The sequence below is a fragment of the Kutzneria kofuensis genome (assembly GCF_014203355.1).
Classification (GTDB): domain Bacteria; phylum Actinomycetota; class Actinomycetes; order Mycobacteriales; family Pseudonocardiaceae; genus Kutzneria; species Kutzneria kofuensis.
The window spans coordinates 7091026-7117909 of the sequence record NZ_JACHIR010000001.1 but is presented as its reverse complement, the minus strand read 5'-3'; the positions used below and the strand labels follow the sequence as shown (position 1 = coordinate 7117909).

Below are 26884 nucleotides of genomic sequence, written 5' to 3'. Positions count from 1 at the left end.
GCGAGGCTATCTGTTACCGGCCGGTCGGCCCGCATCGGTGGTAAGTGATGGACATGACGTCGAGGCTGGTCGAGCGGCTGCGAACCGAGGTGGACGGGGACGTGCTCGCCGACCCGGGAACACGGGCGATGTACGCGGCGGACGCGTCCAACTACCGGCACGTGCCGCTGGTGGTGGTCCGCCCGCGCACGGTGGACGCGGCGGTGGCGGCGGTGGGCGTGGCCGCTGAGCTGGGCGTGCCGATCACCAGCCGGGGCGCCGGCACCAGTATCGCCGGCAACGCCTGCGGCGAGGGGCTGGTGCTGGACTTCTCCCGTCACCTGAACCAGGTGCTCGACGTGGATCCCGTCGCGCGGACGGCCGTGGTGCAGCCGGGCGTCGTGCCGGATGTGCTGAACGGCACGGCGGGGCGGCACGGCCTGCACTTCGCCCCCGATCCGTCGACGCACAGTCGCTGCACGATCGGCGGGATGATCGGCAACAACGCCTGCGGGGCGCACTCGGTGGCGTGGGGCAAGACGGTCGACAACGTCGAGTCGCTCGACGTGCTGCTGCCGGACGGGTCCCGCTTCGAGGCGGGGCCGGTGGCCGACGACGTGCTGCCGTTGCACGGTCGGCTGCGGGCGCTGCGGGACGAGGTGATGGCCGCCGTGCGGACGGGATTCCCGCGTATTCCGCGTCGGGTGTCCGGCTACAACCTCGACCAACTGCTGCCGGAGAACGGTTTCCACGTCGGCCGCGCGCTGGTCGGCAGCGAGGGCACCTGCGTGACGGTGCTCGGCGCGACGGTGAAGCTGGTGGAGATCCCGCGGTTCAGGGCCCTTGTGGTGCTGGGTTTCGAGGACACCTACGCGGCGGCCGACCAGGTGGTGGCGCTGCTGTCGCTGGACGTGCTGGCGATCGAGGGCGTCAACGAGGACATCGTGTCGATCCTGCGGCAGCGCAAGCCGGGGACACCCGGACTGAAGGCGTTGCCGGCCGGGCGGAGCTGGCTGTTCGTGGAGACGGTCGACCCGGACGCGGTGGTGGCGGCGATGCCGGGCGCGACGGGGTCGGTCGTCGTCACGGATCCGGCGCGGATGCGGGAACTGTGGCGGATCCGGGAGGACGGGGCCGGGCTGGCGACCCGGATGCCGGACGGCGCCGAGGCGTGGTCGGGGTGGGAGGACGCCGCGGTGCCGCCGGGGCGTCTCGGGGCGTACCTGCGGGACTTCGATCGGCTGCTCGGTCGGCACGGCCGTCGTGGGCCGACGTATGGGCACTACGGCGACGGCTGCCTGCACGTGCGTATCGACTTCGACCTGCACGGGCCGGGGTATCGGGCGTTCATGGAGGAGGCGGCGGACCTGGTCGTGTCGCACGGCGGCTCGCTGTCCGGCGAGCACGGCGACGGGCAGGCGCGGTCGGAGTTGTTGCCGCGCATGTACTCCCCCGAGATCATGGCCGCGTTCGGGCGATTCAAGGCGATCTTCGACCCGCGCGGGCTGATGAACCCGGGGCGGATCGTGGACCCGCTGCCGCTGGACGCCGATCTCCGCGTGGTGATCGCGCCGGCCCGGATTCCGGTGCGGACTTCGTTGGCCCTGCACGCCGATCACGGCGATCTGGCCGCGGCTTCCCGGCGGTGCGTGGGTGTCGGCAAGTGCCTCACGGCGTCCGGCGGCGTGATGTGCCCCAGCTACCGAGCCACCCGCGAGGAGAAGCATTCGACCCGTGGTCGGGCTCGGTTGCTGTTCGACATGCTCAACGGCTCGGTCGTGCGCGGTGGCTGGCGTTCGGCCGAGGTTCGCGAGGCGCTGGACTTGTGCTTGTCCTGCAAGGGATGCAAGCGGGACTGTCCGGTCGATGTGGACATGGCCACCTACAAGGCCGAGTTCCTGCACCAGCACTACCGCCGCCGGCTGCGTCCGATGTCGCACTACTCCATGGGCTTCCTGCCGTTGTGGCTCGCCCTCGCCCCCGGCCTCGTCCGGGCGCTCGGCGACGTGCGGGTGGTGAAGCGCCTCGGCGGCATCGATCCTCGACGATCCATGCCGATCGTGCACGATCGATCATTCCGATCCCGCTTCGAGGATCGTGCACGATCCACGACAGGCGATCCGGTGATCCTGTTCCCCGACACGTTCACCGACCACTTCGACCCCCAGGTCGGCATGGACGCCGTGACCGTGTTGGAGCACCTCGGCTTCCAGGTGTCCTTGCCCCGCAAGCGCGTCTGCTGTGGACTGACGTGGATGTCCACCGGACAGCTCGGCACCGCGCGCCGTGTCCTGCACCGCACCGCCCGCATCATGGACGGCTCCGACACTCCGGTGGTCGGCCTCGAACCCAGCTGCACTGCCTTCCTGAAGTCCGACGCCCTCGAACTCACCGACGACCCGGCCGTGCGGCGGCTCGCCGGCCGGGTGCGAACGTTCGCCGAGCAGGTCGCCCCGGCCATGAAGCCCTTGGGCGACGCCAGGGCCGTCATGCAACCCCACTGCCACCAGTACGCCGAACTCGGCCTCGACGCCGACCGCGAGGTCCTCCGCACCGCCGGCGTAGACGCGACGGTGCTGGACGCCGGCTGCTGCGGCCTCGCCGGCAACTTCGGCTTCGAGGCCGGCCACTACGACGTGTCAGTGGCGGTCGCCGAGCATGTACTGCTGCCGGCCGTCCGCGCCACCGACGCCACGGTGCTCGCGGACGGCTTCAGCTGCCGCACCCAGCTCCGCCAGCTGACCGACCGCGATCCGGTCCATCTGGCGACGCTGTTGGCGGGGTTGATCGACTCCTAGAGTCCCAGCTCCGGGTCCCACCACCAGGCGATGGAGGGGATCGCCGGCACGACGTCGGCATGAGCCGGCGGTTCCTCCGTCCACGAACCCACGGTGCGCACGGCGTCGGGCGAGCGGCCGTCCGGGTTGCGGTACCGCTGCGCCTGCAGTCCCCACTCCATGTTCCCCCGCAGCAGCCGCGACAGGCACTCGAGGTAGTTGCGCAGCTCCTCGCTGGCCGAAGGCAGCACGGCGTCGCGAAGCTGGATGAACCGGTGCGTCAGCCGGTTGACCAGCTCGACCGACTCCACCAGGGCCGCCTCCACCGAGTATCCGCGTTCGAGAGCGACGATGTCGATCAGGTTGAGCTTGCAGTTGGACGGGGTCTCCCGCCGCGCGAACCAGGTCTCCTTGCCGTACGAGAAGAGGTCGTCGTCCCAGGCGGCGATGGTGAAGGCCAGCTCGGACAGGGCCCGCACGGCCGGCGAGTCCAGCTCGGCCGCGGGGATCTCCGCACCGTCGACGATCTCGATCCAGCTGGTGGTGGCCAGCCCGCCGGCGGTGTGCTGCCGCATGTGGGCGTAGTCGTTGAGGCTGGGCGTGACGTCGGCGAGCTTGCACCGCAGCTCCCACAGCACCCCGAGGTACCAGGCGCGGTGCCCGTCGACGAGCCGCCGTACCTGGGTGGGCGTGCCGAACCTGTGCGCCCGCAGCGCCAGGTCCCGCACGGGGGCGAGGAACAGGTCGGCGGTCGGCCCGAGGTTGACGTCGGGCACCTCCAGCACCCGAACCACCCGCGTGGCGATGTCGACGAACTGCTTGCCGGCGGCGTCGGGCACGACCTCGTCGCAGTTGATGTCGTCGAAGGCGAACATCAGGAAGCACCAGTCGACGGCCATCTGCAGCCGCTCGGTCACCGCCTTCGGCATGATCCGGCCGTAGAACCCGGCGCAGTCGTTGGCCCGCAGCCGGGGCCCGGCCAGGCCGTAGCCGGTGAGCCAGTCCGCGCCCTGGCCCTCCAGCAGCTCGGCGTCGGGATGGGTGTCCACCTGCACCGGGCAGTACCGCGGTGGCAGCTCCACGAGCAGCTGGTCGTCCGTCATGGCGGCCAGGGTGGACCTCCTGGGCCGCCGCCACATCACGCGATCGCGTAGGTAGCCACCCTAAGGGGATGTAAAGCGTTGACCGTTCTCCTTGTCGTCGCCGGCATTCGACCCGACATTGAGCGCCATGACTGTGAACGTCAACGAGGACGTGCGGCCGAGTCGTGGCGTGATCGGCAACGTGCTGCGCGGGTCCATCGGCAACCTGATCGAATGGTACGACTGGTACGCGTACACCGCGTTCAGCCTGTACTTCGCCAAGGTGTTCTTCCCGGCGGGCGACGCCACCGCCCAGCTGCTGAACACCGCGGGCGTGTTCGCGGTCGGCTTCCTGATGCGGCCCATCGGCGGCTGGATCATGGGCCGCTACGCCGACCGGTACGGCCGGCGGGCGGCGCTGACCTTGTCCGTCGCGATGATGGCGCTGGGCTCGCTGGTCATCGCCTTCACCCCCGGGTACGCCTCGATCGGCGTGGCGGCGCCCCTGCTGCTGGTGGTGGCCCGGCTGGTGCAGGGGGTCTCGGTCGGCGGGGAGTACGCCACCTCCGCCACCTACCTGTCCGAAGTGGCCACGCCGGGCAAGCGCGGCTTCTACTCGAGTTTCCAGTACGTCACGCTGACCGCCGGCCAGCTGGTGGCGCTGGGCGTGCAGATCATCCTGCAGAACACGCTGTCCCGCGACGAGATGGCGTCCTGGGGCTGGCGGGTCGCGTTTGTCATCGGGGCGTTCGGCGCGGTGGTTGTGATGTACCTGCGGGCCACGATGGACGAGTCGGAGGCGTACCTGCGGGAGGGCAAGACGTCCGCCGAGCGCGGCAGCCTGCGCGTGCTGCTGCAGCACCCCAAGGAGTGCCTGCTGGTGTGCGGGCTGACGCTGGGCGGCACGGTCGCGTTCTACACCTACACCACGTACCTGCAGAAGTTCATGGTCAACACCAGCAAGATCGACATCAACGCGGTGACCTGGGTGAACTTCCTGGCGCTGCTGGCCTTCGTGGTGATCCAGCCGCTGGCCGGCGCGCTGTCCGACCGGGTCGGCCGGCGGCCGCTGCTGCTGTTCTTCGGCATCGCCGGCACGCTGCTCACCGTGCCGCTGCTGTCCCTGCTGGCCGGCACGCGCACCCCGGCCCTGGCGTTCCTGATCATGCTCGGCTCGCTGGTGATCGTCACCGGGTACACCTCGATCAACGCCATCGTGAAGGCCGAGCTGTTCCCCACCAACGTGCGGGCGATGGGCGTCGGCCTGCCGTACGCGCTCACGGTGGCGATCTTCGGCGGCACCGCGGAGTACATCGCGCTGTGGCTCAAGCAGGCCGGGCACGAGTCGGTGTTCTTCTACTACGTGGCCGGCTGCGTCCTGGTCTCCCTGATCGTGTACGCGACCATGCGCGAAACCACCAAGGCATCCGAGCTGGATAGGTGGGGCCAGGATTGATTAGGTAGGGGCCGTGCGAGTGCTACTGGTCGAGGACGACGACGGGGTCGGTGACGCCCTGGTCGAGGCGCTGGGCGCGGCCGGCCACCGGCCGACCCGGGCCAGGCGCGGCGCCGACGCGCTGACCGGGCATCACCACGCCGACCTGGTGCTGCTCGACCTCGGCCTGCCCGACCTGCACGGCCTCGACGTGCTGCGCAAGCTCCGGAAGGTCACCGACATGCCGGTGCTGGTGCTGACCGCGCACGGCGACGAGCGGTCCGTCGTGCGCGGCCTGCGCCTCGGCGCGGACGACTACCTGGTCAAACCGGTCCGGCTGGCCGAGCTGCTGGCCCGGATGGAGGCCGTGTCCCGGCGGGCGGCGGCGCGGGCCACGCCGCCGCCGTCGGTGGTGGAGATCGGCGACGTGCGGATCGACATGAACGCCCGGCAGGTGCACGTCGCCGACGAGCTGATTCCGTTGACGTCCAAGGAGTTCGACGTGCTGGCGGTGCTCGCCGTGCGGCACGGGGCCGCGGTCAGCCGGCAGCAGCTGATGGACGAGGTGTGGGGCGACGCGTACCTGGCGATCTCGCGGTCGCTGGACGTGCATGTGGCGCAGCTGCGGGCGAAGCTGCGCCGGCCCGGGCTGCTGACCACGATCCGCAACTTCGGCTACCGGCTCGGCGGCTGACGTGCGGGCCCGGCTGCTGGTGGTGCTGCTGGCCTTCTCGGTCACGGCGGTGGCGGCGTTCGCGTGGCCGCTGCTGACCGTGACGGCCCGCGAGCGCACCCAGCAGCTGTCCATCGGCCGCACCGCCGACCTGGCCCGGTTCGCCGGCCTGGTCCAGCAGGACGACTCGGAACAGCTGGTCAGCGAGGTCAACCGGTACACGGCTCTGTACGGCGAGCCGGTCGTGGTCGTGAACGCGCAGCGGCAGCCGATCGTCACCGCCGGCCGCATCTCCGTGCAGGATGCCGATGTGGCGCCGATGATCGACGCCGCCCTGCGCAACCAGCCCGCGCCTGCTCTGGACGCCGTGATGCCGTGGTCCACTTCGGACGTTCTGCTGGCCCGCCCGATCGGCACCGGCTCACGGGTGATCGGCGCGGTTGTCATGCGCGCCTCGGTGCGGGCCGCCGCTGCCGACGTCGCTCGTGGGTGGGCGGTCATCCTCGCCGGTGCTTTCGCCGCCCTCGTCGGCTGCGTGCTGCTGGCCCTGGTCGTCGCCCGCTGGGTGCTTCGGCCGCTCGCCGAGCTGTCCCGCGGTCTCGGCGCTGTCGCCGCCGGTCAGCCGCATGCCCACGTCCAGGGCCGCGACGGGCCCCGTGAGCTGCGGGAGCTCGCCTCCTCGTTCAACCGGATGTCCGACGCCGTCAGCGAGGCCGCCGAGCAGCAGCGCCGCCTGATCAGCGACGCCTCCCACCAGCTCCGCAACCCCTTGGCGGCCTTGCGGTTGCGTGTCGACTCGTTGGCGCCTCGGGTCGTGGAGGACGGCCAACCCTCGTACAAGTCGGCCGTCGCGGAGGTCGAGCGGCTGGAGTCGCTGCTGGACAGCCTGCTGGCCATGGCCCACGCCGAGCACACCGCCACCCGCCTCACCGTCGCCCAGGACAACGACACCTGTGTCCCTGCGGTCGTCGTTCTGGAGCGGCTGGACGCATGGTCGGTGGCCGCCGCCGATGCCGGGGTTTCGTTGGCGCAGGGCGATATGGACACCTCCGTCGAGGTCCGTTGCCCCGAGCACGACCTCAGCCAGGTCCTCGACGTCGTGCTCGACAACGCGATCAAGTACGGCGGTTCCGAGGTCACCGTCTCCTGCACGGCCGACGCGATCATCGTCTCCGACAACGGTCCCGGCCTCAGCGAGGAGGAGTTGGCCATGGCCACCACTCGGTTCTGGCGCTCCCGCCGCAGCAGCCACCCCCGCGGCAGCGGCCTGGGGCTGCCCATCGCCGAGCGACTGGTCACCGCCCACGGCGGCCGGTTGTCCTTGCAGGCAGGCGATCCCGGCCTGACCGTGACCATCGAGCTGCCGTCATGAGGCGCCGTACCTTCCTCACGGCCGCCCTGGCCGGTGCCCTCGCCACCGGATGCAGCACGTCCGGGCCGACCCGGTCACTGACCATCGCCGCCGGCGAGGCCGGCGGCTTCTACCTGGCGTTCGGCCGGCTGCTGGCCGACCAGATCAACGCCACGCAGCCGTGGCTGCAGTGCACCGCCGTGGAAACGACCGCCAGCCTGGCCAACATCGACCTGCTCCGCACCGGCAAGGCCGACCTGGCCCTGGTCCTCGCCGACACCGCCCGCGCCGCCGGCTCCGGCCAGGCGCCGTTCACCTCGGCCGTCGATCTCCGCGCCCTCGGCCGCGTGTACGAGAACTACCTGCAACTGGTCGTCCGCAACGACTCGCCGCTCTCGACAGTGTCCGATCTGGACGGCCGAACCGTCTCGCTGGGCGCCGCCGGCTCCGGCGCCTCGCTGACCGGCGACCGCATCATCGCGGCCGCCGGCATCACCCCTCGGGTGCAACACCTCCCCCTCGCCGACGCCGTGTCCGCCCTCGCCGCCGGCACCATCGATGCCCTGCTGTGGTCCGGCGGCGTCCCCACCCCCGCCCTGGCCAAGCTCGACTCGTCCGTGGGCATCCGCCTGCTCCCCCTCGACGGCGTCCTCCCGGCCCTGCGCTCCCGCCACGGCATGCTGTACGAGCAGCTCCCCGTGCCCTCCGGCGGCTACCGCTTCGTGCACCAGGTCCCCACCATCGGCGTCGCCAACCTCCTCGTCGGCCTGCCGACGCTGCCCGACGACGTCGCCGCGGCGGTGGTTCGGGTGCTGGTCGAGCGGGCCGACCAGCTGGTGCCGGGGGAGGCGCTGGGCACCCAATTCCTCGACATCCGCACGCTGATCGGCACCGCCGACCTACCGCTGCACCCCGGCGCCGCCGAGGCCTACCGGCAGCTCCACGGCTAGCTCACGAAGCCGTACTCACCCACCAGCGTGACGTCGGAGCGCTCGGGGCCGTCCGCCGCGCGGGCGGCGAAGTCCTGCTGGAACTCCTTGAACGCCGCCGACCGCATCAGCGGGTTGTCCTCGCCGTCGTAGGCCGCGACGTGCACGAAAGTCACGCCGTCGGCCAGCCGGAACGTGGCGTAGTGCAGGCCGCCCGGGTCGTCGGCGTCGAGCTCCCGGTAGACGGCCTCGACCAGCCGCTGGTTCTCCTCGGCCGCCTCCGGCCTGGTCCGGTAGCGGATCATCACTGCCCTGTTCACTGGTTCCTCCCGGTTGTCAGGGTTCGCCAGTACCTACTCGGCCGGCCGCCGGCACTCATCGCGATGACTTCCGGGCCGCCCGCGAGTATGTCCTCCGTGACGATCGATCTCGATGCCCACCGGCGCGAGCTGCTGGCCCACTGCTACCGGATGACCGGCTCCGTGCTGGACGCGGAGGACCTCGTGCAGGAGACGATGCTGCGGGCGTGGCGGGCCCGCGACGACTTCGACTCGGGACGGGCGTCGCTGCGCACCTGGCTGTACCGGATCGCCACCAACGTCTGCCTGACCGCCCTCGAACGCCGGGGCCGGCGGCCACTGCCGTCCGGGCTCGGCGCCGCCACGTTCGAACCCGACGCGCCGTTGGTGCACAGCCCGGAGGTGCCGTGGCTGCAACCAGTGCCGGACGCCTTGATCACCGACCCGGCCGCCGTCGTCGCCTCGCGGGGCAGCGTGCGGCTGGCGCTCGTCGCCGCCATGCAGCACCTGTCAGCACGGCAGCGCGCCGTGCTGCTCCTGCGTGACGTGCTGGCCTGGCCGGCGGCCGAGGTCGCCGACCTGCTCGGGACGTCCGTAGCCGCCGTGAACAGCCTGCTGCAGCGAGCCCGCACGCAGCTCGCCGCCGTGTCACCGGCCGAGGAATCGACCGTGGAGCCCGACGATGCCACGCAGCGAGCCGTGCTGGACCAGTTCGCCGCGGCCTTCGAGAACTCCGACCCCGAGCTGCTCACCCGGCTGCTCGCCGAGGACGTCACGCTGGAGATGCCGCCGCACCGCACCTGGTTCGCCGGTCGGCACGCCGTCGGCACGTTCCTCGGACGGGTGGTTCGCGCCGGTTCGTGGCGGCTGCTCCCCACCCGCGCGAACGGCCAGCCCGCCTTCGGCACCTATGTGGACGGACACGAGCACGGCATCACCGTGCTGGCGCTGAACGGATTTCAGGTCAGCCGCGTGGTGGCGTTCCACGACCCATCGCTGTTCAGGTGGTTCGACTTTAATTCGCACTGAAGCCATGGAGCATCCTGTACCTGTTAGGTTCTGCAGCCATGCCCCGCTGGCTGAAGATCGTCGCGCACGTTGTCGAGCCCGCCCACAACGCGGCCGGCGCCGTGCACGGGACCGCCATCTGCGCGGCCCTGATCGCCACCGTCCAGGAGCAGACCAAGCTCGTCATGACGGTCGTCGCCGTGCCCGCGACGCTGATCGTCTACTGGATCGCGTTCTCGTACGCGCACTTCCTGGGGGACGGGATCGCCGGCGATTCCCCGTCGTGGCTGCGCGGCCTGCGACACTCGCTGGCCGAGGAGTTCTCCATCGTCGAGAACGCCGTGCTGCCGCTGGTGGTGCTGCTGATCATGACCGCCGCCGGCGCGCCGCTCGACACCGCGGTGTGGACCTCGCTGGGCGCCGCGGTGGCGCTGATGTTCGGCTGGGGCCTGCTCGCCGCCGGCCGCAACGGCCACTCCACCGGCGCCAGCGTCGGCATCGGCTTCATCAGCGCGCTCGTCGGGGCACTCATCATCGTGTTGAAGGTCGCGGTGAAGTACCTGTCCTGACCGGATCTGGCAGGGTGGACGGCATGGAGCCGACCGACCTGTCCGCCCGGATCTTCCAGAACGCCGTCGGCGCGCTGGAGCTGTACACGATGTACATCGGCGAACGCCTCGGCTACTACCGGGCGCTCGCGGACGGCGGCCCGCTGACGTCGTCGGAGCTGGCCCAGCGCACCGGAACCGCCGAGCGGTACGCCCGCGAATGGCTCGAACACCACGCCGCCGCCGGGCTGGTCGAGGTCGTCGAGCCGGGGAGATACCTGGTGCCCGCGGGCCATGTCCCGGTGCTCGCCGACGCCTCGAGTCTGCTGTTCGGCACGTCGATGAGCATCGAACTCGTGCGCGCCGCCCGACGGCTCGGCGACGTCGTCGACGCGTTCCGGACCGGTGGCGCGCCGGCGCCGATGACCTGGGAGCCGGAGGGGCGCTGGCCGTCCAACCGGCCGGTGTTCATGAACCTGCTGGGCTCCTCGTGGTTGCCGGCCATTCCGTCAGTCCACAAGCGACTGTCCACTTCGGCCCGGGTTGCCGACATCGCCTGCGGCCTCGGCTGGTCCAGCATCGCGATGGCGCAGGCGTATCCGGAGATCACCGTGCACGGCCTGGACCTCGACGAGCGGGCCATCGAGTCCGCGACGAGGAGCGCCGAGGAATCGGGCGTGGCCGACCGGGTGCGGTTCTCCGCCGCCGATGCCGCCACCGGGCTCGACGGGCCGTACGACCTGGTCACAATCATCGAGGCCCTGCACGACATGGCGTACCCGGTGGCCGTGCTCAGCGCGGCCCGGGAGTCCTTGGCCGACGACGGTTTCGTGCTCGTCATCGACGAACGGACCGACCCCGAGCCCGCTGCGCCCGCCTCTCAGCGCGAGCAGTACCTCTACGGCTGGAGTGTCATCTCCTGCCTGCCCGACGCCATGGGCGTGCCGGATTCCGCTGCCACCGGCACCGTCATGCGCCCCGAGACGCTGCGGCACTACGCCTCGGAAGCCGGCTTCCGAGGCGTCGAGATGCTGCCCATCGGCGCCGACAAGTGGGCGTTCTACCTGCTGTCCGACTGAAAGCTGCGACGTTCGTGGAGCGGTCGGAGGCCGGCCCTGGTCAGGTTGCCGAACGACGAGTTCTTCCGACCGGGGGCCGGCTTTCCCGTCTCCGCCACGAGGTTACGGCACCCATCCGCCGCCGCTTCCTTGGCGCGGCGGGTGATGAGCGCCGACTGGATGCCCCGGTTCCGATGTGACGCGAGCGTCGCCGCAGTCGTCAGATAGCCCAGATCCCCTTGCCGGTAAAGGCATGCCGCCCCGACCGCCTGCGCCCCGTCCCACGCCACGAAGTGCCGCGCGTCGGGACGTCCGACCGATCGGGTCAGCACCTTCACGAGATGCGCCGCGATCCCGAAGCCGCTCGCGATCACCGCCGCCCAGTCCCCCGCCCGGCCCGGGCCGATTTCCGTGATCGAGAACGCCGTGTCGTCGCTGTGCCGGACTTCCCCGATCTCGCAGCCCAGCTTCACCCACGGCTGCGTCTCGACCAGCCCGTTCGCCTCGCGGATCTCCTCCCAGCTCGGCGGCAGCGCCCACGGCGCCAACTGCAACTCGCCGACGCCCTGGTGGAAGTCCAGGATCGCCAGCAGCTCGTCGTCCGTCAGCTGCCGGTCGAAGCCGAACGCACGGGTCCAGAAGTGCCCCGGATCGTCCGGCGCCTCGGCCACCACGCCGCCGGCCAGACGGCGCAGCGTTATGCCCTCGGACAGGCATTCCGTCACGAAGGCTGCTTCCACCCGCTCGGCTTCCCGGCGCATCACCGGTCACCGTAACCGGAAAGTGCGCCGTCCTCACGTCTGCAGCAGCAGCTTGCCCAGGAAACGCCGTGATTCTATGTCCGAATGGGCGGCCGCGGCCTGCTCAAGCGGGTAGATGCGGCCAATGATCGGCGTCAGCCGACCGGCCGCCGCCTCGTCGAGCACCTGCCGTACCCGGCGGGGCGTGTCCGCCCAGAACTCCGGCAGCTGCGACATGCCCACGACGCTCAGCCGCTGCCGATCCGCCTCCCCTACCACGGTCTCCGCGCCGCCGGCCATGCCGTAGGCGGAGAACCGGCCACCGTCGGAGAGCAACGCCGGGAACGACGCCCCCAGCACGCCGCCGATCCCGTCGAACACCACGTCCAGGTCGCTCAGGGTTCGCGCCCAGTCCGGGTCTGAGTAGTCCACCGCCTGTGCGCCCAACTTCCGGGCAATGGCGGCCTTTTCCTCGCCGCGGACCGCCGCGATGACCGTCGCTCCCGCCGCGCCGGCCAGTTGCACCAACAGGCTGCCCAGGCCGCCCACGCCCGGCGCCACGAGCACCCTGTCCCCGTCACGAACGGGAGTTCGCTCCAGTAGGGCGAGTGCGGTGCTGCCATCGTCGAGCAACGCCAAGGCATCCCGTAGCTCCAGGCCCGCCGGCACGACGTAGGAAGCCTCCGGCGCCGCCAACACCACCTCCGCGTAACCGCCGCCCGTCGCTCGGGTGATCACCCTGGCGCCCAACCATGAGTGGTCCACCTCCGGTCCGATCGCGGTCACCACACCGGCCACCGCGCCGCCCGGCACGTACGGCGGCGTCACCGCGAAGAACTCCGGGCCGTTGCCGCTGCGGATCCGGGTGTCGAGCCAGCCCACCCCCACCAGGTCCACGTCCACCCGGAACTGGCCGGCCGCCTGCTGCGGCGCCGGAAGCTCGGCCAGTTCCAGCACGTTCGGCGGACCGAACCGACTCGCCTTGATCGCTCTCATGCCCCCAGTGTCAAACTTCGACCAATCTTGAGGTCAAGCGCCGGCGGCCTCGTCGATCAGGTCGGCGATCGCCACCGGCTGCGAGGCCAGCGAGGCGTGGCCGGACGTCAGCTCGACCACCTTGCGCGGGTCCATCCGGGCCGCCATCCGGCGCTGGTTGTACGGGTGGATCATCCGGTCCTCGGTGGACACCTGGTACCAGGCCGGCTTGACCCGCCAGGCCGGGTCGCCCGCCGGGGCCACGAAGGCCGCGCCCTGCGGGGCCTTCTGGGTGACGGCCATGACCAGCGCCTCGTCCTCCGGCAGGTCCTGGCAGAAGCTCTCGTGGAACTTGTCCTGCGGGATCCACAGGTAGCCGTCCGAGTCCGGGGCCACGTTCGCGCCGCCCGGGGTCGGCTGCACCTCGCCGATCGAGGCCAGGCTCTCCCCCTTGTCCGGCGCGAAGGCGGCGACGTAGACCAGGCCGACCACGTTCGGCAGGTCGCCCGCCTCCGTGATCACCGCGCCGCCGTAGGAGTGGCCGACCAGCAGCACCGGCCCGTCCACCTGCTTGATCATCTGCTGGGTGCGGGCCGCGTCGTCGGCCAGCGAGGTCAGCGGGTTCTCCACCGCTCGCAGCGAGTCGTAGCCGCGGCGGCGCAGCTCCACGATCACCTTCGCCCAGTGGGCCGCGCCGCCCCAGAAGCCGTGCACCAGCAGCACCGTCGGCTTGGTGGACATGTCGGGTTGCCTCCTGCGTTCGAATCGGGTGGACTCGTGCAGGCTACGAGGAGGATTGGACAAGAAACATGCCTGAGAAGCCGGACAACTTTGCCGTTCCTCCAGCCGACGCGCTGTCGGACCTACTCCAGGCCGTGCACCTGCAGGGCGGCGAGATCGTCCGCTCCGCCACCGACCGCCCGCGCCGTGACCGCCACCCCGCCGGATCGCGGATGCTGCACATAGTCGAGCACGGCTCACTTCGCCTCGAGTTCCGTTCCGACGATCCGGTCGAGCTCGGGCCCGGCGACATGGCCCTGCTCGCCCGGGGCGACACCCACGTCGTGCGGGCCACCGACGCCGGCTGGGTCACCGGTCACTTCCTCGTCGACCACCTCGTCGCCGATCCCCTGCTCAACGTGCTCCCCGCCGCCATCGTCGTTCGCGGCGACTCCGGTGACGTGCCCTGGCTGCCCATGAGCCTGCGGCTCATGCTCTCCGAGGTCACCGACCCCAAGCCCGGTTCCCGCGTGATGGTCGCCCGCCTGCTCGACCTGCTGTTCATCCGGGCCCTTCGCGTCTGGGCCGCCTCGGGCCGGCAGGCCCAGCCCGGCTGGCTCACCGCCGCCATGGACCCGGCGATCGGTCCCGTCCTGTCCGCCATCCACCGCGACCCCGCCCGTGACTGGTCCGTCGACGAGCTCGCCGCCGTGGCGTCGCTGTCCCGCTCCGCCTTCGCCACCCGCTTCGCCACCCTGCTCGGCCAGCCGCCCGGCGCCTACGTCCAGCGGCAGCGCCTCGAACGCGCCGCCCACCTGCTCGACTCCACCACCGAGTCCGTCGGCCGCATCGCAGCCCGCGTCGGCTACGCCTCCGAAGCCGCCTTCAGCCGCGCCTTCACCCGTGCCTTCGGCGATTCCCCCCGAACCTGGCGCAAAACCACGCCCCCCACCCCCTGAAAACAGCCCGCCGCGGGTCCCCGGTCCCGCGGCGGGCCAAACATCAGACCTGTTTCGTCACCGCATCAGCCGGGACTTCCAGAATGCCGTAGTCCACGCAATAACACTGCGGGGACACGACAACCATCCGCGGCGCTTCGGCCACCACGGTGCCCACGCTCTCGACAGAATGGCGGTCCACAGTCGACTGATCGACGGCGGAACGGTCCACGGCGACGTGGTGCGCGACGGTGTCAGTCGGAACGGACCACGGGTTGGCAAGAGCCAAACCAAACACGATCGCGGCGACTGCGAGGAAGTACTTCAACGTGCGCCTTTCTCAGTATCGCATAACCGGGGACGTTGCTACGGCAACAACAATCAGGGACTCTAGACCCGTCACACGCCGTGGTGATCAAGGGGTTCACGATCGGGGCACGGGCACAGACGCGCACACATGTGCACGAGCCGCACGGGTGGCGGGACGTGTCCGCCAGTCAGGCGACGGACACGCGAGGCACCAAGGGCCGCACGCCGCCACAGCTGTAGTCGACCACCCAGCAGACGATCAGGACCGTGATCGCCAACGCGGTCACAGACTTGACACTTCTGTTACGAGCCAAGGTGGTGCTTCCTCTCGCATGTCGCCGACGACACATCAGGCAGTGCGCGAGAGCATGACACACCACTATGGACAGTCCGTAGTCGGGGTCCGGCAAATGACCGTCAACGCCAACCACGATTGGAGGATTGAGCATCGATCGGGCGACCCGGATGTACGTGCACGCCCACCAGTACCGTCACCCATACGTGTAATGAAGATCTTTCGCGTGTTACCCGCTGTGATCAACTTCGGCACTCAGGCCGCGCCGAGTTCATCCAATCGCTGCATGATCTGGTGACCGCGTGGATCTCCCCGATCCAGATAGATCCGGGCAGCCGCACGCCAAGCATCGGTCGCCGCGACCACGTCACCCGTCGCGTGCCGGAGCCGGCCGACGAGATCGAGCGCGGTCGCTTCCCCTTCGGCGTGCCATGTCAGCCTGGCCAGTTCCACGGCGCGCAGCGCGTGTCGCAGAGCGGCATCACGATCACCGTCGAGATCGATGTGCGTCTGCGCCAATCGAATGCGGGCATTGCGGGCGCCGGCCAGATCGTGGATCTCCTCCAGGAGCGCGACCGCCTGCTCGCCGTGCCCGACGGCGTTGACCTTGTCGCCGCGTTCTGCCAGCAAGGCGCCGAGCTCCGCCAGTGTGTCCCCGGTGCCGTGAGCGTCGTGGGCCGCCTCACGGGCCGCAAGCGCCTGGTACAGCCATTTCGCGGCCTGGATCGGCTGACCGCAGGCCCGGTAGGTGGTGCCCATGCGGTGCATGGTCGTAGCCTGAAGCGCGACGCTGCCGTCCCGCTGTGCTGCCTGCAGCGCACGCTCGAAGAGCTCCAGCGCGCGGGGGAACCGACCTCGGCTGACCTCCACACGGGCCAAGTTGTGCAGGACCGCCGACACACCGAGATCGCTACCGCTTTCCGAGGCGTAACGAAGCGCCGACTCGAGCAGGGGCCGCGCCTCGTCATACTCGCCGATGTGCAGCAGGAAAGAGGCCAGGTTGTTGACGCACGCACCACGCGCGAAGGCGTCGCCAGACCCCTCGGCCAGCTCAAGGGCGATCTCCCAGGCCCGCTTCGCTTCGTCTAGCCAGCCAAACCTCACCATTGGAGGTGCGACGACCTGCGGCGTCCGCCAGTACGCATAGCGCCGACCGTCCCTGGCCACCTCCAACACGCCGGAGAGGTTGTTTCGTTCAAGCTCGAACCATCGCGCCGCCTCGGCACTGCCCGCGAACTCGGCGGCGGTGACGCCGTCTTCGATCTCCAACGGCGGCACCCTGCAGTCGTAGGACATCACCGCCCGAAACGCATTGTCGGCGCTGTGGAAGTAGAACGACTGCAGACGCAGCTCGGCGGCCTCCCGGTCGGCGGCGTGCTCCGGATCGGACACCAGCTCCGAGGCATAGCTGCGAAGCACGTCATGGAGCTGGTACCGATCGAGATCACCGCGTTGATCGAGCAGATGCGCGTCGACCAACTCCTCAAGCGCATCCTCGACATCCCGACCGGCGAGCGCGGTGATCGCCGCGACACCGATGTCCAGACCGGGGTGCAGGCCGAGCAATCGAAAGAGCCGCCGACCAGCCTCGCTGAGAGCGAGATAGGACAGCTCGAACACAGCCGCCAGGCTTGTGGCGGCGGCGTCGCCGTGGCGCCCGAGCTTCAACAGTCGAGAACCGCGAAGCCGATCCACGAAGGCGGACAGCGGTGCGCCGGGTCGCGCGGAAACCCAGTCGCCGACGATGGTCAACGCGAGCGGGAATCCCACACACAGGTCCGCCAGCTGGGAGACGGCCGCCGAGTCCGCTGCCGGCCGCCCCATCCGGCCGACCAGCAGTGCGACCCCTTCGTCGTGAGCAAGGGGCGGCACCGTGACCATGCGCGCCCCGCCTGAGACCACGAGACCGAGCAGCCTCTTCCTGCTGGTCACCAGGACGACGGCGGGACCGAGCAGCGGCATGATGCGCTGGACCTGGGCGGACTCGGCGACGTTGTCCAACACCACCAGCATCCGGCGATTGGCGGTCAGCTGACGCAGCTTCTCGGTCCGCGCCCGCGCGCTCACCTCACCCTCGACAGGATATCCAAGCGCCGCCAGAAATGTGTATATAATTTCGGCTTCGGTGACCCGCGGGCCGTAGCCGAAGCCATTGAGGTCCAGATAGAGCGCGCCGTCGGCGAAACGGCGTCGACGGGCCCAGTGAACCGCGAGGGTCGTCTTGCCGATACCGCCAGGTCCACCCAGCACTATCACCTTCGCCGACGCCGCGAGGGCGGTGTCGAGCTGTGCCAGCAGGTCGCGCCGGCCGGTGAAGTCCGGGACCGCGTCGGGGAGTTGGTCTGGCCGCACCCGATGACGGACAACAGCTCCATGCGTCGCAACAAGATGGTTGTAGAATCTCTGAATCTCGGCCGCGGACTCGTCGTCGAGGTTGTCCCGCATGCGCTTGCGAAAGTTCTGACAGAACTGCTTGGCGTCGTCGAACCTCGACTGCGCACAGAGGGCACGCAACCGTTGCTGGGCGACCAAGAGGGTGTCGCCGTGATCGCGGTCCAGCTCGTCGAGTCTGCGCAGCGCTTCGTCCAGCTCGCCGACGTCGACCAGCCAACCCGCCAACGCGATATTCGCCGGCAGCCATTCGTTCTCGATCACAATGCGACGCCAGTTGCGTGCCCGCTCGCTGTCCAGTTCCGGCATCGGCGTGCCACGCCACAGCGCCAGCGCCTCCTCGGCGATCCGACAGGCCTGCACATGGTCGCCCTTGGCACCGACATCGCGGGCCCGCGCCATCAGCTCGCGGAACACGAAGTAGTCGACCACCGCATGGTCCACGTCCAACCTGTAGCCCCGGTATTCGCTGACAAGTTCGACATGCGCGGCGAGCACCTTATTTAAGGGATTCCGGATGCGGGACACGTGCGTCTGCAGCGCCGACGAGGGCTTGCGTAGGCTGTCGTCGCTATCCCAGAGCCAGTCGCTCAACGTATCGATTGACATCGCCTTACCTGGTTGGGTGGCCAGCGCAGCGAGCACCGCGCGCTCCTTGGGCCGACCCCAATCGACATCGAGGCGACCGTCGATACGCAGCACGGTCTCACCGAGAATCCCTAGCACGACGTCCATTGCGCACCCCCTGCGCCGACTCGTTCCGAGTGTGCCCGTGATAGGAACGTCGATCCAGTTTCAATTCTGCATCATTCTCGAACGCCCGCCCCGTATGCACGTGCACGTGACAGCGATCTGACAGCGCACCGGTTCCCGATCACACCCTCAGCCGTCCGTTTCACATGGGCGAACCGAACATGGTGCGTGGATCATTGGCATGAGCTGGCCTTTTCGCCGCGGACGGATTCCTGTGGGCGATCTGACAACCCCGTTGCGCAGCCTCGTTCCCACGGGGTTCTACGAGGGGAGAAAGGCTATGGACGGTCAGGCGTGGGTGCGGGGGCCGGTCGGGGTGGACGCGGCCAAGCGGGTGACGATGGCCGGGTGTCGGTCGGTGCTGGTGATGGTTCCGACGATGACGGCGGGCACGAGGCTGAGCGAGGTGGTGCCGCTGCTGGAGGCGGATCACCGGATCCAGCTGATCTACACAGTGCCGGGGGCGATGGAGCGGTGGCACGGCCTGGACGAGTACGTGCACGGCCTGGGCGCGATGGTGCTGCCCTGGGGACAGGCGATGCGGGAGCGGTACGACCTGGTGTTGACGGCGAGCCACCGAGAGATCGAACACGTGCGAGGCAAGGTGATGGTGCTGCCGCACGGCGTGGGCAACGCGATGTCACGGAGGTACAGCCGGAAGGCGGGCGGTGCGACGCGGGCGACGACGGGGCTGGACCGGGAAGTGCTGACGTACCGGGGCCGCGTGATCCCGTCGGCGATCATGCTGAGTCACGAGGCGGAGTTGGCCATCCTCCGCACCCGGTGCCCGGAGGCGGCGCACACGGCGGTGGTGGCGGGTGACATCTGCCTGGACCGCATGGTGGCGAGCCGGCGGTTCCGCGACGGCTACCGCGAGGCGCTGGGGGTGCGTGAGGGCGAATGCCTGGTGACGATCAGTTCGACGTGGGGCACGGAGTCCACGTTCGGGCAGCACTTCGAGCTGTACCAAAGGCTGTCGAAGCAAGGCTGCAAGGTGGCGGCGGTGCTGCACCCGAACATCACGGCGGCGCACGGTCGCGCGGCGGTGCGGGGATGGCTCGGCGACTGCATCCGCGCGGGCTTGACGGTGATCCCACCGGATCGCGGCTGGCAGGCGGCGATGGTCGCGAGCGACCTCGTGATCGGTGATCACGGATCCTCCACGATGTACGCGGCGGCGAGCGGGACGCCGACGATCATCGCGACGGATCCGCCGCCGCTGTGGCCGGACAGCCCGGCGGACGTGTTGATGCGCAACACGCCCCGGCTCGATCACGGCGCGAAGCTCTGGCCGCAGCTGACGAAGGCGATGGCGGAGCACAGCGGACCGGACGCGGAACTGGCGAGGGTGATCACCGGACGGCCGGGCGAGGCGGCCGCGATTCTGAGGTCCACAATGTACTGGCTGCTCGGCCTGGCCGAGCCGACGCGCGCGTTGCCGATGAATCCGGTGCCGGTGCCATGGACTTCCTGATGGCACAGGCGGATGACGAGCGGTGGCGGCAGTTCGCCGACGTGATCGTCCATCGGGAGGCTGCGGTGGCGCCGGCGCTCGTCGCGGCGAGGACGCTCGACGAGTTGCCGGGATGCCGGCTGGTTGCGGTGCCGATCAGGTATGGCTGCGTCCTGGTCGCCCGCAACCGGCCACCGGTGGTCGTCGTTGGCCCGGTCGACGTCGAATCCGTTGCGGCGGCGGCCTATTCGACACTGCTCAGCTTGGCCCGCACTTCGGCGGCCCTGGGATCGGCCACCTGCTCGTAGAGCTCCGCGGCCTCGGTGTAGGCCCGCCGCGCGGCCGGCAGATCGCCGGTCCGCGCGGCGAGGTCGCCCATGGCGGTGAGGATCTCGGCCTGGTAGTACGCGGAACCCAACTCCCGCATGAGGTCGAGCGCCTGGCCCAGCGGCGCCGCGGCCGACTGTGGATCCGACGAATCGAGCGCGGTGAGTCCGAGGTACATCAACGTGCGGGAGTACTGGGTACGGTCGGACATCGACCCGAAGATGTCGGCCGCGGCCCGCATTTCCGCCACGGCCTCGTCGTGACGGCCGAGCGTGGTCAGCATCTGGCCAATCCGCCGCCGGCACAGCGCGACGCCGCGGGTCTCGCCGATCGCCTGCTGCATATCCCTTGCCCTGGCGTAGTAGCCGATCGCCTCGGTGAGCTCGCCGAGTCCACGGGCGGCGCGGCCGAGCTGCGAGTACGCGGTGGCGATGGTGCGGTCGTCCGCCACGGTCTCGGCCAGCCGCAGGGCATGCGTGTTCTGCTCGATCGCCTCGCGGTAGTCGCCGACCTTGGCATGCGCGTAGCCGAGTTGCGACCGCAGCCGGGCCTCCGCCAGCGGATCCGCCAGGCGGTGCGCGGCGCGCACACCCTCGCGGAACATGTCGATCGCCGCCTGGTAGTGCCTGCTGTGCAGGAAGAATCCCCAGAACGCCTCGCTGAACTGCCAGACGAGGTCGTCCCATCCCCGCTCGACGGCGTCCGCGAACACGGCACGCAGTGTCGCACGGTGGGCGGTGAGCCACGCCAACGACTCGATGTCATTGCGGAACAGGGAAAGCGGTCGCTCGTACCGCGGGCCGGTACGGCGGCGGAACGGGTGCAACGCGAGGTCGGCCGACACCAGGACGTCCAGATACCACTCGACGAGGCGGCGCAGGGCTGCGGCGTGTTCGTCGTCGGTGATCTGGTCGAGGGCATGCACGCGCAGGAGGTCGTGATAGGCGAACGTGCGGTCGTCGACCTCGCGCAGAAGGTTGGCGTCGATGAGGACGTCGAGCAGACCCTCGGTCTCGGCCAACGGCAGACCGATGCAGGCGGCGGCAGCGGAGACGTCGAAGTCGCCGGCGGGGTGCACGGCGCAGAGGCGGTAGAGGCGCGCGGCGGCGGATGGGAGTTCGCGGTAGGACAGGTCGAAAAGGATCTGCACGGAAGGCTCCCCGTCCAAGATCAAGGCGGCGAGCCGCTGCTCCCGGAGGGTGGCAGCTTCCCGGGCGAGCGGACGGCGCGGACGGGATGAGAGGCGAGCGCCGACGACGGACAGGGCGATGGGCAGGCCGCCGCACAGTCGCGCCAACTCTTGGGCGGCAACGGGTTCGGCCGACGGCCGGTCGTCGTCGACGACCTTGGCAAGCAGTTCGACGGAGGCCGGGAGGTCCATCGGATCGACCTCGACGAACCGGGCACCGTCCATGGCGAGGCCGGCGAGCCGCAGTCGGCTGGTGACGACGGCGATGCTGGCGCCGCCGGGCAACAGGGGCCGCACCTGTGCGGCGGACAGGGCATTGTCGATGAGCACGGCAAAGGATCGGCCGGCGACGAGCGAACGGTAGAGGCCGGTTCTGGCGGCGAGTTCGACGGGTATGCGGTCGGGCCGGACGCCGAGCGCGATCAGGAACCATTCGAGGGCGTCCCCGGCGGCCACGGGCCCCTCAGCGGAAAACGCGCGCAGATCGACGAAGAGGCTCCCGTCGGGAAATTCGCCAGCCACGTCGTGCAACCACCGCAGGGCGAGCGCGGTCTTGCCGACACCGCCGACACCGTGCAGCACAACGACGGGCGGCGATTCGGTTCGCCACCGCGCCAGCCGGTCGAGTTCCCGTTGCCTGCTGGTGAAGCTCCGTGGCGCCGGCGGCAGTTGCGCCGGCACGACGGTCTCGTCAGCGGCGTCGAACACCTGCACTATTTGCCGTACATCACGAGCCTGTATGACACTTCCACGGACCGAACCGGTAATGGCGTTGCCGTGGTCGGCGTCCCGCATAGCATTCTCCGTCCCCGAGCCGGATCCTCCAGTACAGCTCATGGCAGGCATTCGGGGGTGGGATCTGCGACCGCCATCACCTCGGGGTTACTGCGATCGGCCGAGCCTATCGGACTTGCGCTGGAGCGCGCTCCAGGTGATGGGATTCCGGACATGACGAGGAACGGACGGGTGGCGCTGGTGACCGGCGCCAACAAGGGAATCGGACGGGAGATCGCGCGCGGGCTGGGGCAGGTGGGGTTCACGGTGCTGGCGTCGGCGCGGGATCGGCGGCGCGGGGCGCAGACGGTGGCGGAGTTGGCGGACGACGGCCTGGACGTGCGGTTCCTGCAGCTGGACGTGACGGAGGAGCCGTCCGTCTTCGCGGCGGCGGACCGGGTCGAGGCGGAGTTCGGGCGGCTGGACGTGTTGGTGAACAACGCGGGCATCGCCAACGAGCTGGGGGTGGCACCGAGCCTGACCGTGGTGGACGACATGCGCCGGGTGTACGAGACGAACGTCTTCGGCGTGGTGGCGGTGACCAACGCGATGCTGCCGCTGCTGCGGAAGTCCGAGGCGGCGCGGATCGTGAACGTGTCGAGCCGGCTGGGGTCGATCTCCCAGCAGGCGGCGCCGAACACGGAGCTGGGGCTGTTCATGGCCTACGCCAGCTCGAAGGCGGCGCTGAACGCGATCACCGTGCACTACGCGAGGGAGCTGGCCGACACGCCGATCAAGGTCAACGCCTGCGCGCCGGGATTCTGCGCGACGGACCTGAACGGCAACCTCGGCACCCGCACGCCGGCGCAGGGCGCGAAGATCGCCGTCGAGCTGGCCGTGCTGGCCGCCGACGGCCCGACCGGCGGCTTCTTCGACGAGAACGGCCCGGTCAGCTGGTAGGCACGACGTCCTTGCGTGCCAACCGGTCCCCGCACGTGGAGCAGTCCAGCGCGGCGACGAAGTCGGCGCCACAGGGGACGTGCCGGTAGACCAGCGCGGGCCCTTCGGCGGCCCGGTACCAGCGCTGGGCCCAGCCGACCAGGCACATCACCACCGGGAAGAAGGCCAGTCCCTTGGCGGTGAGCCGATAGTCGTCGGAGAGCACGCCCAGCGAGCACAGGGTGCGGATCCGGTCGGCGACCATGGTGGGCGAGGAGTTCAGGCACCGCTGGAAGTCGCTGAACCGGTGCACGCCCTGGAAGGCCGCGCCGACGAGGGCGGCGGACCAGCGGTTGCCGATGAGGGCGGTGGTCTCGGGGAAGAGGCCGGCGTTGAGCGAACCAACCTCTCCGCCGCCCGACCGGCGGCGGGTGGTGGCCTCGGGCACCGAGCGTTCCCACGAGCCGCTGGGCCCGAAGCCGCCCGCCAGGGAGCGGTCGCTGGCCACTACCGCGGCGTCGCAGGCGGAGCAGACCAGCACGGGGTCGAAGGGCTTGTCGCACAACCGGTGCACGCGGCCGGGGAGGCGTTCGACGTGGCCGGGGACCCAGCGGTCCTCCCACGCCCAGATGCTGAGCAGGATGGACCAGACGTCGGCGCCCCGCTCGGTGAGTCGGTATCCGTTGCCACGCACGAAAAGGCCGGCGTCGGTCAGGCGTGACAGCCGGGCGGTCAGAACGGCGTTGGAGATGGGGAGGCGGGCGCGCCAGTCGACGAAGCGGCTGGCGCCGAGCAGCGCCTCACGCAGGATGAGCAGGGACCACTCGTCGCCGAGCAGCCCCAGCGTCACCCCGATGGCGTTGCGCTGCCCGGCGGGCAGCTCCGTCACCTCAAGCACGCCAGCCCGGCAGCGATGATCCCGGCGCCCACGTGGCGTGGGTGCCGCTGGAAATCCTTTCCGGGAGCCGAATCCGCGCGATGGGGCCGTCGGACACCCGCTGGGCGGCGAAGACCAGGCACTCGGAGCGGTCGTTGACCATGTCGGTGGTGAGGGTGACGAGGTAGGCGTCGTCCTCCGACCCCGAACCGATCCGTGGGGCCACGGCGGTCTCGCTGCCGTAGACGCCGTCGCCGAAGGAGAAGCGCTCCTCGGTGCCACGCTGGAGATCGTGCTTGACGAGTCCGTCGAACAGGAACCAGCCGGGTTTGCCGGTGGCGGCGTAGGTGTAGCGGTAGGGCCGCCCACCGACGCCCGAATTGACCATGCCGAACTCGGTGATGGAGTCGGTGAGCTGTTCCTCCTTGCACTGGCCGGTGGCCAGGTTGAGCCGCCAGCGGTGCAGGCGGGTCTGGAGGCGGTCCAGAGCCAGGAACCGGAAGATTCGTTGGACGGAACCGGGCTGGCCGTTGTCGTCGGGCATCGGATCGTGCTGGAAGAAGCCGTCGAGCACGATCTCGTCGCCCTCCTCGTACGCGTTGACCCAATGCAGCACGTAGGTGGGCTCGGCCTCGAACCACAGCACCTCGTCGCTGCCGCCGCGGCGAGGGATCACGCCGAGCCGCAACGGCATGTCCCGATGGAACCGAGGCACATGCGCACCCTTGGCCATCAGACCGGCGTCCCAGAACATGGGGCAGTCGTTGAGGATCGCATAGTTCTCGGTGAAGGCCATGTCGTGCGGCAGGCGCGGCCCGGGCAGCGGCACGTCCACGTAGTGCACGAGTTGGTCAGCGGAATCCACGACGCCGTAGTGCAGGTACGGAGCCTCGGTGCTGTAGTTGAAGAACAGCAGTTCGCCGGTGCGCTCGTCCACCTTGGTGTGCGCGGAGACGCCGCACTCCGGCACCCAGGAGGACTTGCCGAGGGTCTCCAGCGACAGCGGATCGAGCCGGTACAGGTCTCCGCACTGGTAGAAGCTGCTCAGCGCGACACCGTTGTGCACCACTACGTCCGTGCTGGAGGAGTCCTTCATGCGGCCCCGAGCGCCCCAACCGTCCCGTTTGGACATCGTGGCCCGCTCGGCGATGCCGGCCCACAGCGGACCGCCGGCCTCGTTCTCGGCGAGCAGCCCGTCGGTGCGGACGAACCGGTTGCGGTAGAACGCCTTCCCGTCCCGGAACCCGACCATGTGGATCATGGCGTCGCCGTCGAACGGATGGTAGCGCTCGATGGCCGGATGCACCGGGTTCTCGGTGTTGCGCAGGTAGACACCGTCCAGATCGGACGGAAGCTCGCCGATCACCTCCAGGTCGTCGGCCCGCCACTCGGTGTGCTGCGGCCGCCACGGCCCGGTCCGGTACGGGTGGTCGTCGTCCGCCGGCAGCGTCGACAGCATCCGGCCGACGATCTCAACGTCCATCCTGGCTCCCCACCACGAAGGTCACGGTTGTTGTCGTGCTGCCGCCGATGTTGAGCGTGCCGATCCGCCGGGCGCCCTCGATCTGGCACGCACCGGCCCGGCCGGTCACCTGGCGGCTGGCGTCGAGCAGCATGCGCACGCCGGTCGCGCCGACCGGGTGCCCGCCGCCGATCAGACCGCCGCCGGCGTTGACGGGAATCCGACCGCCGCGCTCCAGCTCGCCGTTCTCCACGGCCTTCCAGCTCTCCCCCGGCTCGGTGATGCCGAAATGATCGATCGCCATGTATTCCGACATGGCAAAGCAGTCGTGCGTCTCGATACCGTCGACGGAATCGATTCCGGCCCGGCCAAAGGCGTCGAGAACGGCCCGCCGGACGTGCGGCAGCACATACGGCTCGTCCCGGCTGCGGTCGAACTTGGCCTGCAGCGGGAGGCCGACGGTCCGGTGCCCCCAGCCCTCGATCCGCGCGGCGCCGGCGGAGCCGGCCCGCGGGTGCCGGTCGGAGACCAGCACGACCCCGGCGCCACCGTCGGTGACCTGGCTGCACTGCTGGCGACGAACGCGGCCTTCGACGCGCGGATTGGCCATGTCGTCGCCGGTGAAGCTGGCCGGCCCGAACTCCCAGGCCCGGGTCTGCGCGTTCGGGTTGGACCGGGCGTTGCGGAAGTTGAGCTCGGCGATGGCGTTCAGATGAGCGTCGTCGAGGCCGTAGCGGCGGTCGTACTCGTCGGCGAGCAGGCTGAACATGTGCGGCCACATGAACTTGGCCTGTTGCCCCTCGTGCCCGACCCACGCGGCGGCGCCGAGGTACTGGGCGCTCAGGTCGCCCGGCACGGTCTTCTCCAGCTCGACGCCCAGCACCAGCGCGCAGTCGTAGCGACCGGACTCCAGGTCGGCCATCGCCGACAGGATGGCGACGCCGCCGGACGCGCAGGCGGCCTCGTGCCGGCTGGCCGGCACGCCCCACAGCCGGTCGTCGACGGTCGCCGGCATGCCGCCGAGCTGCCCCTGACCGGTGAACAGCTGGCCGAACGCGTTGCCGACGTGGATCACGCCGACCGCCACCGGATCGACCCTGGCGTCCACCAGCGTCTCCTGGACGACCTCCGCGACCAGGTCGGAGACCTCCAACCCGGCCCGGGGCCAGTTCCGCGCGAAGTCGGTCTGGTAGCCGCCGAGCACCCACACCATGCCGGCGATGCTACAACTAACAGAGTGACGCGGGTTACCCCGAATCGGTGGCGCGATCCGGACGATCCGCGTCGGCGGCTGGCCGAGGAACCGCCGCAGCGCCATCGCACCGACCGCGACCAGGGCGGCCGACGCCAGCACAAGAGCGGCGACAGCCGTGGAACGGTCGACGGCCAGCTGGCCGAGCTGGCCGACGACGAAGCCGGCGTACAGACCCCAGCTGACGAAGGCCGTGCCGAGCGCGGCCGGCAGGGTGGTGGTGGCCGAGACGGCGGCGGTGGCGCCGGCCAGCGCGACCAGCACGGCGACGGGATGGGCGAAGCCGCCGGCCGCGGCGGACCCGAGCACGACCACGGTGGCAACGGCGCAGCCGAGCGGGAAGCCGAACCCGCCGGCCAGCAGGTGCTTGTCCGACATGCCCCCAGTCCACTCCTCCGCCGGCCCGAAGGA

The 26884-nt window shown here is 70.1% G+C and carries 23 protein-coding genes; 12 read left to right on the top strand and 11 right to left on the bottom strand.

Going from position 1 to position 26884, the window contains the following annotated elements; all coding sequences use genetic code 11:
* The first annotated feature begins 47 nt into the window (after positions 1–47).
* Positions 48–2777: an FAD-binding and (Fe-S)-binding domain-containing protein gene (locus BJ998_RS32665; RefSeq protein WP_184867164.1), complete on the top strand. Its 2730-nt coding sequence runs from the start codon at positions 48–50 to the stop codon at positions 2775–2777.
* Here the strand turns inward: BJ998_RS32665 and BJ998_RS32660 are convergent.
* A complete protein-coding gene (locus BJ998_RS32660) occupies positions 2774–3859 on the bottom strand; it encodes a terpene synthase family protein (protein WP_184867163.1) in 1086 nt (361 codons plus the stop codon). The two genes, BJ998_RS32665 and BJ998_RS32660, sit on opposite strands and share 4 nt — an antisense overlap.
* Before the next feature lie 127 nt (positions 3860–3986).
* Between BJ998_RS32660 and BJ998_RS32655 the strand changes: the two genes are divergently transcribed.
* From BJ998_RS32655 to BJ998_RS32640, 4 genes are read left to right on the top strand one after another with little or no spacing between them, the layout of a single operon-like run.
* Positions 3987–5294 carry an MFS transporter gene (locus tag BJ998_RS32655; RefSeq protein ID WP_184867162.1) on the top strand — a complete coding sequence of 436 codons (1308 nt, stop codon included), beginning with the start codon at positions 3987–3989 and terminating at the stop codon, positions 5292–5294.
* A 13-nt stretch (positions 5295–5307) separates the two neighbouring features.
* On the top strand, positions 5308–5967 hold the full coding sequence (locus BJ998_RS32650) for a response regulator transcription factor (RefSeq protein ID WP_184867161.1): 660 nt from the start codon (positions 5308–5310) through the stop codon (positions 5965–5967).
* Position 5968: 1 nt separating this feature from the next.
* A complete protein-coding gene (locus BJ998_RS32645; protein WP_184867160.1) occupies positions 5969–7318 on the top strand; it encodes a sensor histidine kinase in 1350 nt (449 codons plus the stop codon).
* Positions 7315–8247, top strand: a complete 933-nt coding sequence (locus tag BJ998_RS32640; protein WP_184867159.1) for a TAXI family TRAP transporter solute-binding subunit — start codon at positions 7315–7317, stop codon at positions 8245–8247. The genes BJ998_RS32645 and BJ998_RS32640 overlap by 4 nt, the downstream gene beginning before the upstream one ends.
* Here BJ998_RS32640 and BJ998_RS32635 read toward each other — a convergent pair.
* Positions 8244–8546, bottom strand: a complete 303-nt coding sequence (locus tag BJ998_RS32635) for a hypothetical protein (RefSeq protein ID WP_312890436.1) — start codon at positions 8544–8546, stop codon at positions 8244–8246. The two genes, BJ998_RS32640 and BJ998_RS32635, sit on opposite strands and share 4 nt — an antisense overlap.
* Positions 8547–8633: 87 nt before the next feature.
* Here BJ998_RS32635 and BJ998_RS32630 point away from each other — a divergent pair, with 87 nt between their 5' ends.
* Genes BJ998_RS32630 through BJ998_RS32620 form a run of 3 tightly spaced genes read left to right on the top strand, consistent with a single transcriptional unit; the run spans position 8634 to position 11160 of the window.
* Positions 8634–9554, top strand: coding sequence for a sigma-70 family RNA polymerase sigma factor (locus BJ998_RS32630; RefSeq protein WP_246488702.1), 921 nt, complete (start codon positions 8634–8636; stop codon positions 9552–9554).
* 38 nt (positions 9555–9592) lie between these two features.
* A complete protein-coding gene (locus tag BJ998_RS32625; protein WP_184867157.1) occupies positions 9593–10102 on the top strand; it encodes a hypothetical protein in 510 nt (169 codons plus the stop codon).
* Positions 10103–10125: 23 nt separating this feature from the next.
* Positions 10126–11160, top strand: coding sequence for a methyltransferase domain-containing protein (locus tag BJ998_RS32620; RefSeq protein WP_184867156.1), 1035 nt, complete (start codon positions 10126–10128; stop codon positions 11158–11160).
* Here BJ998_RS32620 and BJ998_RS32615 read toward each other — a convergent pair.
* The 3 genes from BJ998_RS32615 to BJ998_RS32605 are packed head-to-tail and all read right to left on the bottom strand — an operon-like array spanning position 11142 to position 13595.
* A complete protein-coding gene (locus tag BJ998_RS32615; protein ID WP_184867155.1) occupies positions 11142–11900 on the bottom strand; it encodes a GNAT family N-acetyltransferase in 759 nt (252 codons plus the stop codon). The genes BJ998_RS32620 and BJ998_RS32615 overlap by 19 nt on opposite strands.
* A 33-nt stretch (positions 11901–11933) precedes the next feature.
* The gene (locus BJ998_RS32610; protein ID WP_184867154.1) at positions 11934–12875 is read right to left on the bottom strand and encodes a zinc-binding dehydrogenase; all 942 of its coding nucleotides are present in this window, start codon (positions 12873–12875) and stop codon (positions 11934–11936) included.
* 33 nt (positions 12876–12908) lie between these two features.
* Positions 12909–13595 (bottom strand): alpha/beta hydrolase, encoded by a 687-nt coding sequence (locus tag BJ998_RS32605; protein WP_184867153.1) that lies wholly within the window; start codon positions 13593–13595, stop codon positions 12909–12911.
* A gap of 68 nt (positions 13596–13663) precedes the next feature.
* Here BJ998_RS32605 and BJ998_RS32600 point away from each other — a divergent pair, with 68 nt between their 5' ends.
* Complete coding sequence (locus BJ998_RS32600; protein ID WP_184867152.1) at positions 13664–14533, top strand: AraC family transcriptional regulator; 870 nt, start codon at positions 13664–13666, stop codon at positions 14531–14533.
* Between the two features lie 43 nt (positions 14534–14576).
* Here BJ998_RS32600 and BJ998_RS32595 read toward each other — a convergent pair whose 3' ends face one another.
* Positions 14577–14840: a hypothetical protein gene (locus BJ998_RS32595; protein ID WP_184867151.1), complete on the bottom strand. Its 264-nt coding sequence runs from the start codon at positions 14838–14840 to the stop codon at positions 14577–14579.
* Between the two features lie 531 nt (positions 14841–15371).
* Positions 15372–18242 (bottom strand): AfsR/SARP family transcriptional regulator, encoded by a 2871-nt coding sequence (locus tag BJ998_RS32590; RefSeq protein WP_184867150.1) that lies wholly within the window; start codon positions 18240–18242, stop codon positions 15372–15374.
* A 298-nt stretch (positions 18243–18540) separates the two neighbouring features.
* On the opposite strand from BJ998_RS32590, the gene BJ998_RS32585 reads away from it, so the two are divergent.
* Positions 18541–19734: a hypothetical protein gene (locus BJ998_RS32585; protein WP_184867149.1), complete on the top strand. Its 1194-nt coding sequence runs from the start codon at positions 18541–18543 to the stop codon at positions 19732–19734.
* Positions 19722–20021 (top strand): hypothetical protein, encoded by a 300-nt coding sequence (locus BJ998_RS32580; protein ID WP_184867148.1) that lies wholly within the window; start codon positions 19722–19724, stop codon positions 20019–20021. Before BJ998_RS32585 ends, BJ998_RS32580 begins: the two co-directional genes overlap by 13 nt.
* Here BJ998_RS32580 and BJ998_RS32575 read toward each other — a convergent pair.
* Positions 19958–21937 (bottom strand): tetratricopeptide repeat protein, encoded by a 1980-nt coding sequence (locus BJ998_RS32575; RefSeq protein WP_184867147.1) that lies wholly within the window; start codon positions 21935–21937, stop codon positions 19958–19960. The genes BJ998_RS32580 and BJ998_RS32575 overlap by 64 nt on opposite strands.
* Before the next feature lie 240 nt (positions 21938–22177).
* Between BJ998_RS32575 and BJ998_RS32570 the strand changes: the two genes are divergently transcribed.
* Positions 22178–22903, top strand: coding sequence for an SDR family oxidoreductase (locus BJ998_RS32570; protein WP_184867146.1), 726 nt, complete (start codon positions 22178–22180; stop codon positions 22901–22903).
* Here BJ998_RS32570 and BJ998_RS32565 read toward each other — a convergent pair.
* From BJ998_RS32565 to BJ998_RS32555, 3 genes are read right to left on the bottom strand one after another with little or no spacing between them, the layout of a single operon-like run.
* Entirely contained in the window at positions 22893–23771 is an 879-nt protein-coding gene (locus tag BJ998_RS32565) for a winged helix-turn-helix transcriptional regulator (RefSeq protein WP_312890435.1), read from the bottom strand. The two genes, BJ998_RS32570 and BJ998_RS32565, sit on opposite strands and share 11 nt — an antisense overlap.
* A gap of 1 nt (position 23772) precedes the next feature.
* A complete protein-coding gene (locus BJ998_RS32560; protein ID WP_184867145.1) occupies positions 23773–25242 on the bottom strand; it encodes a carotenoid oxygenase family protein in 1470 nt (489 codons plus the stop codon).
* Complete coding sequence (locus BJ998_RS32555) at positions 25232–26851, bottom strand: acetyl-CoA acetyltransferase (RefSeq protein ID WP_246488700.1); 1620 nt, start codon at positions 26849–26851, stop codon at positions 25232–25234. Before BJ998_RS32555 ends, BJ998_RS32560 begins: the two co-directional genes overlap by 11 nt.
* Between the last annotated feature and the right edge of the window lie 33 nt (positions 26852–26884).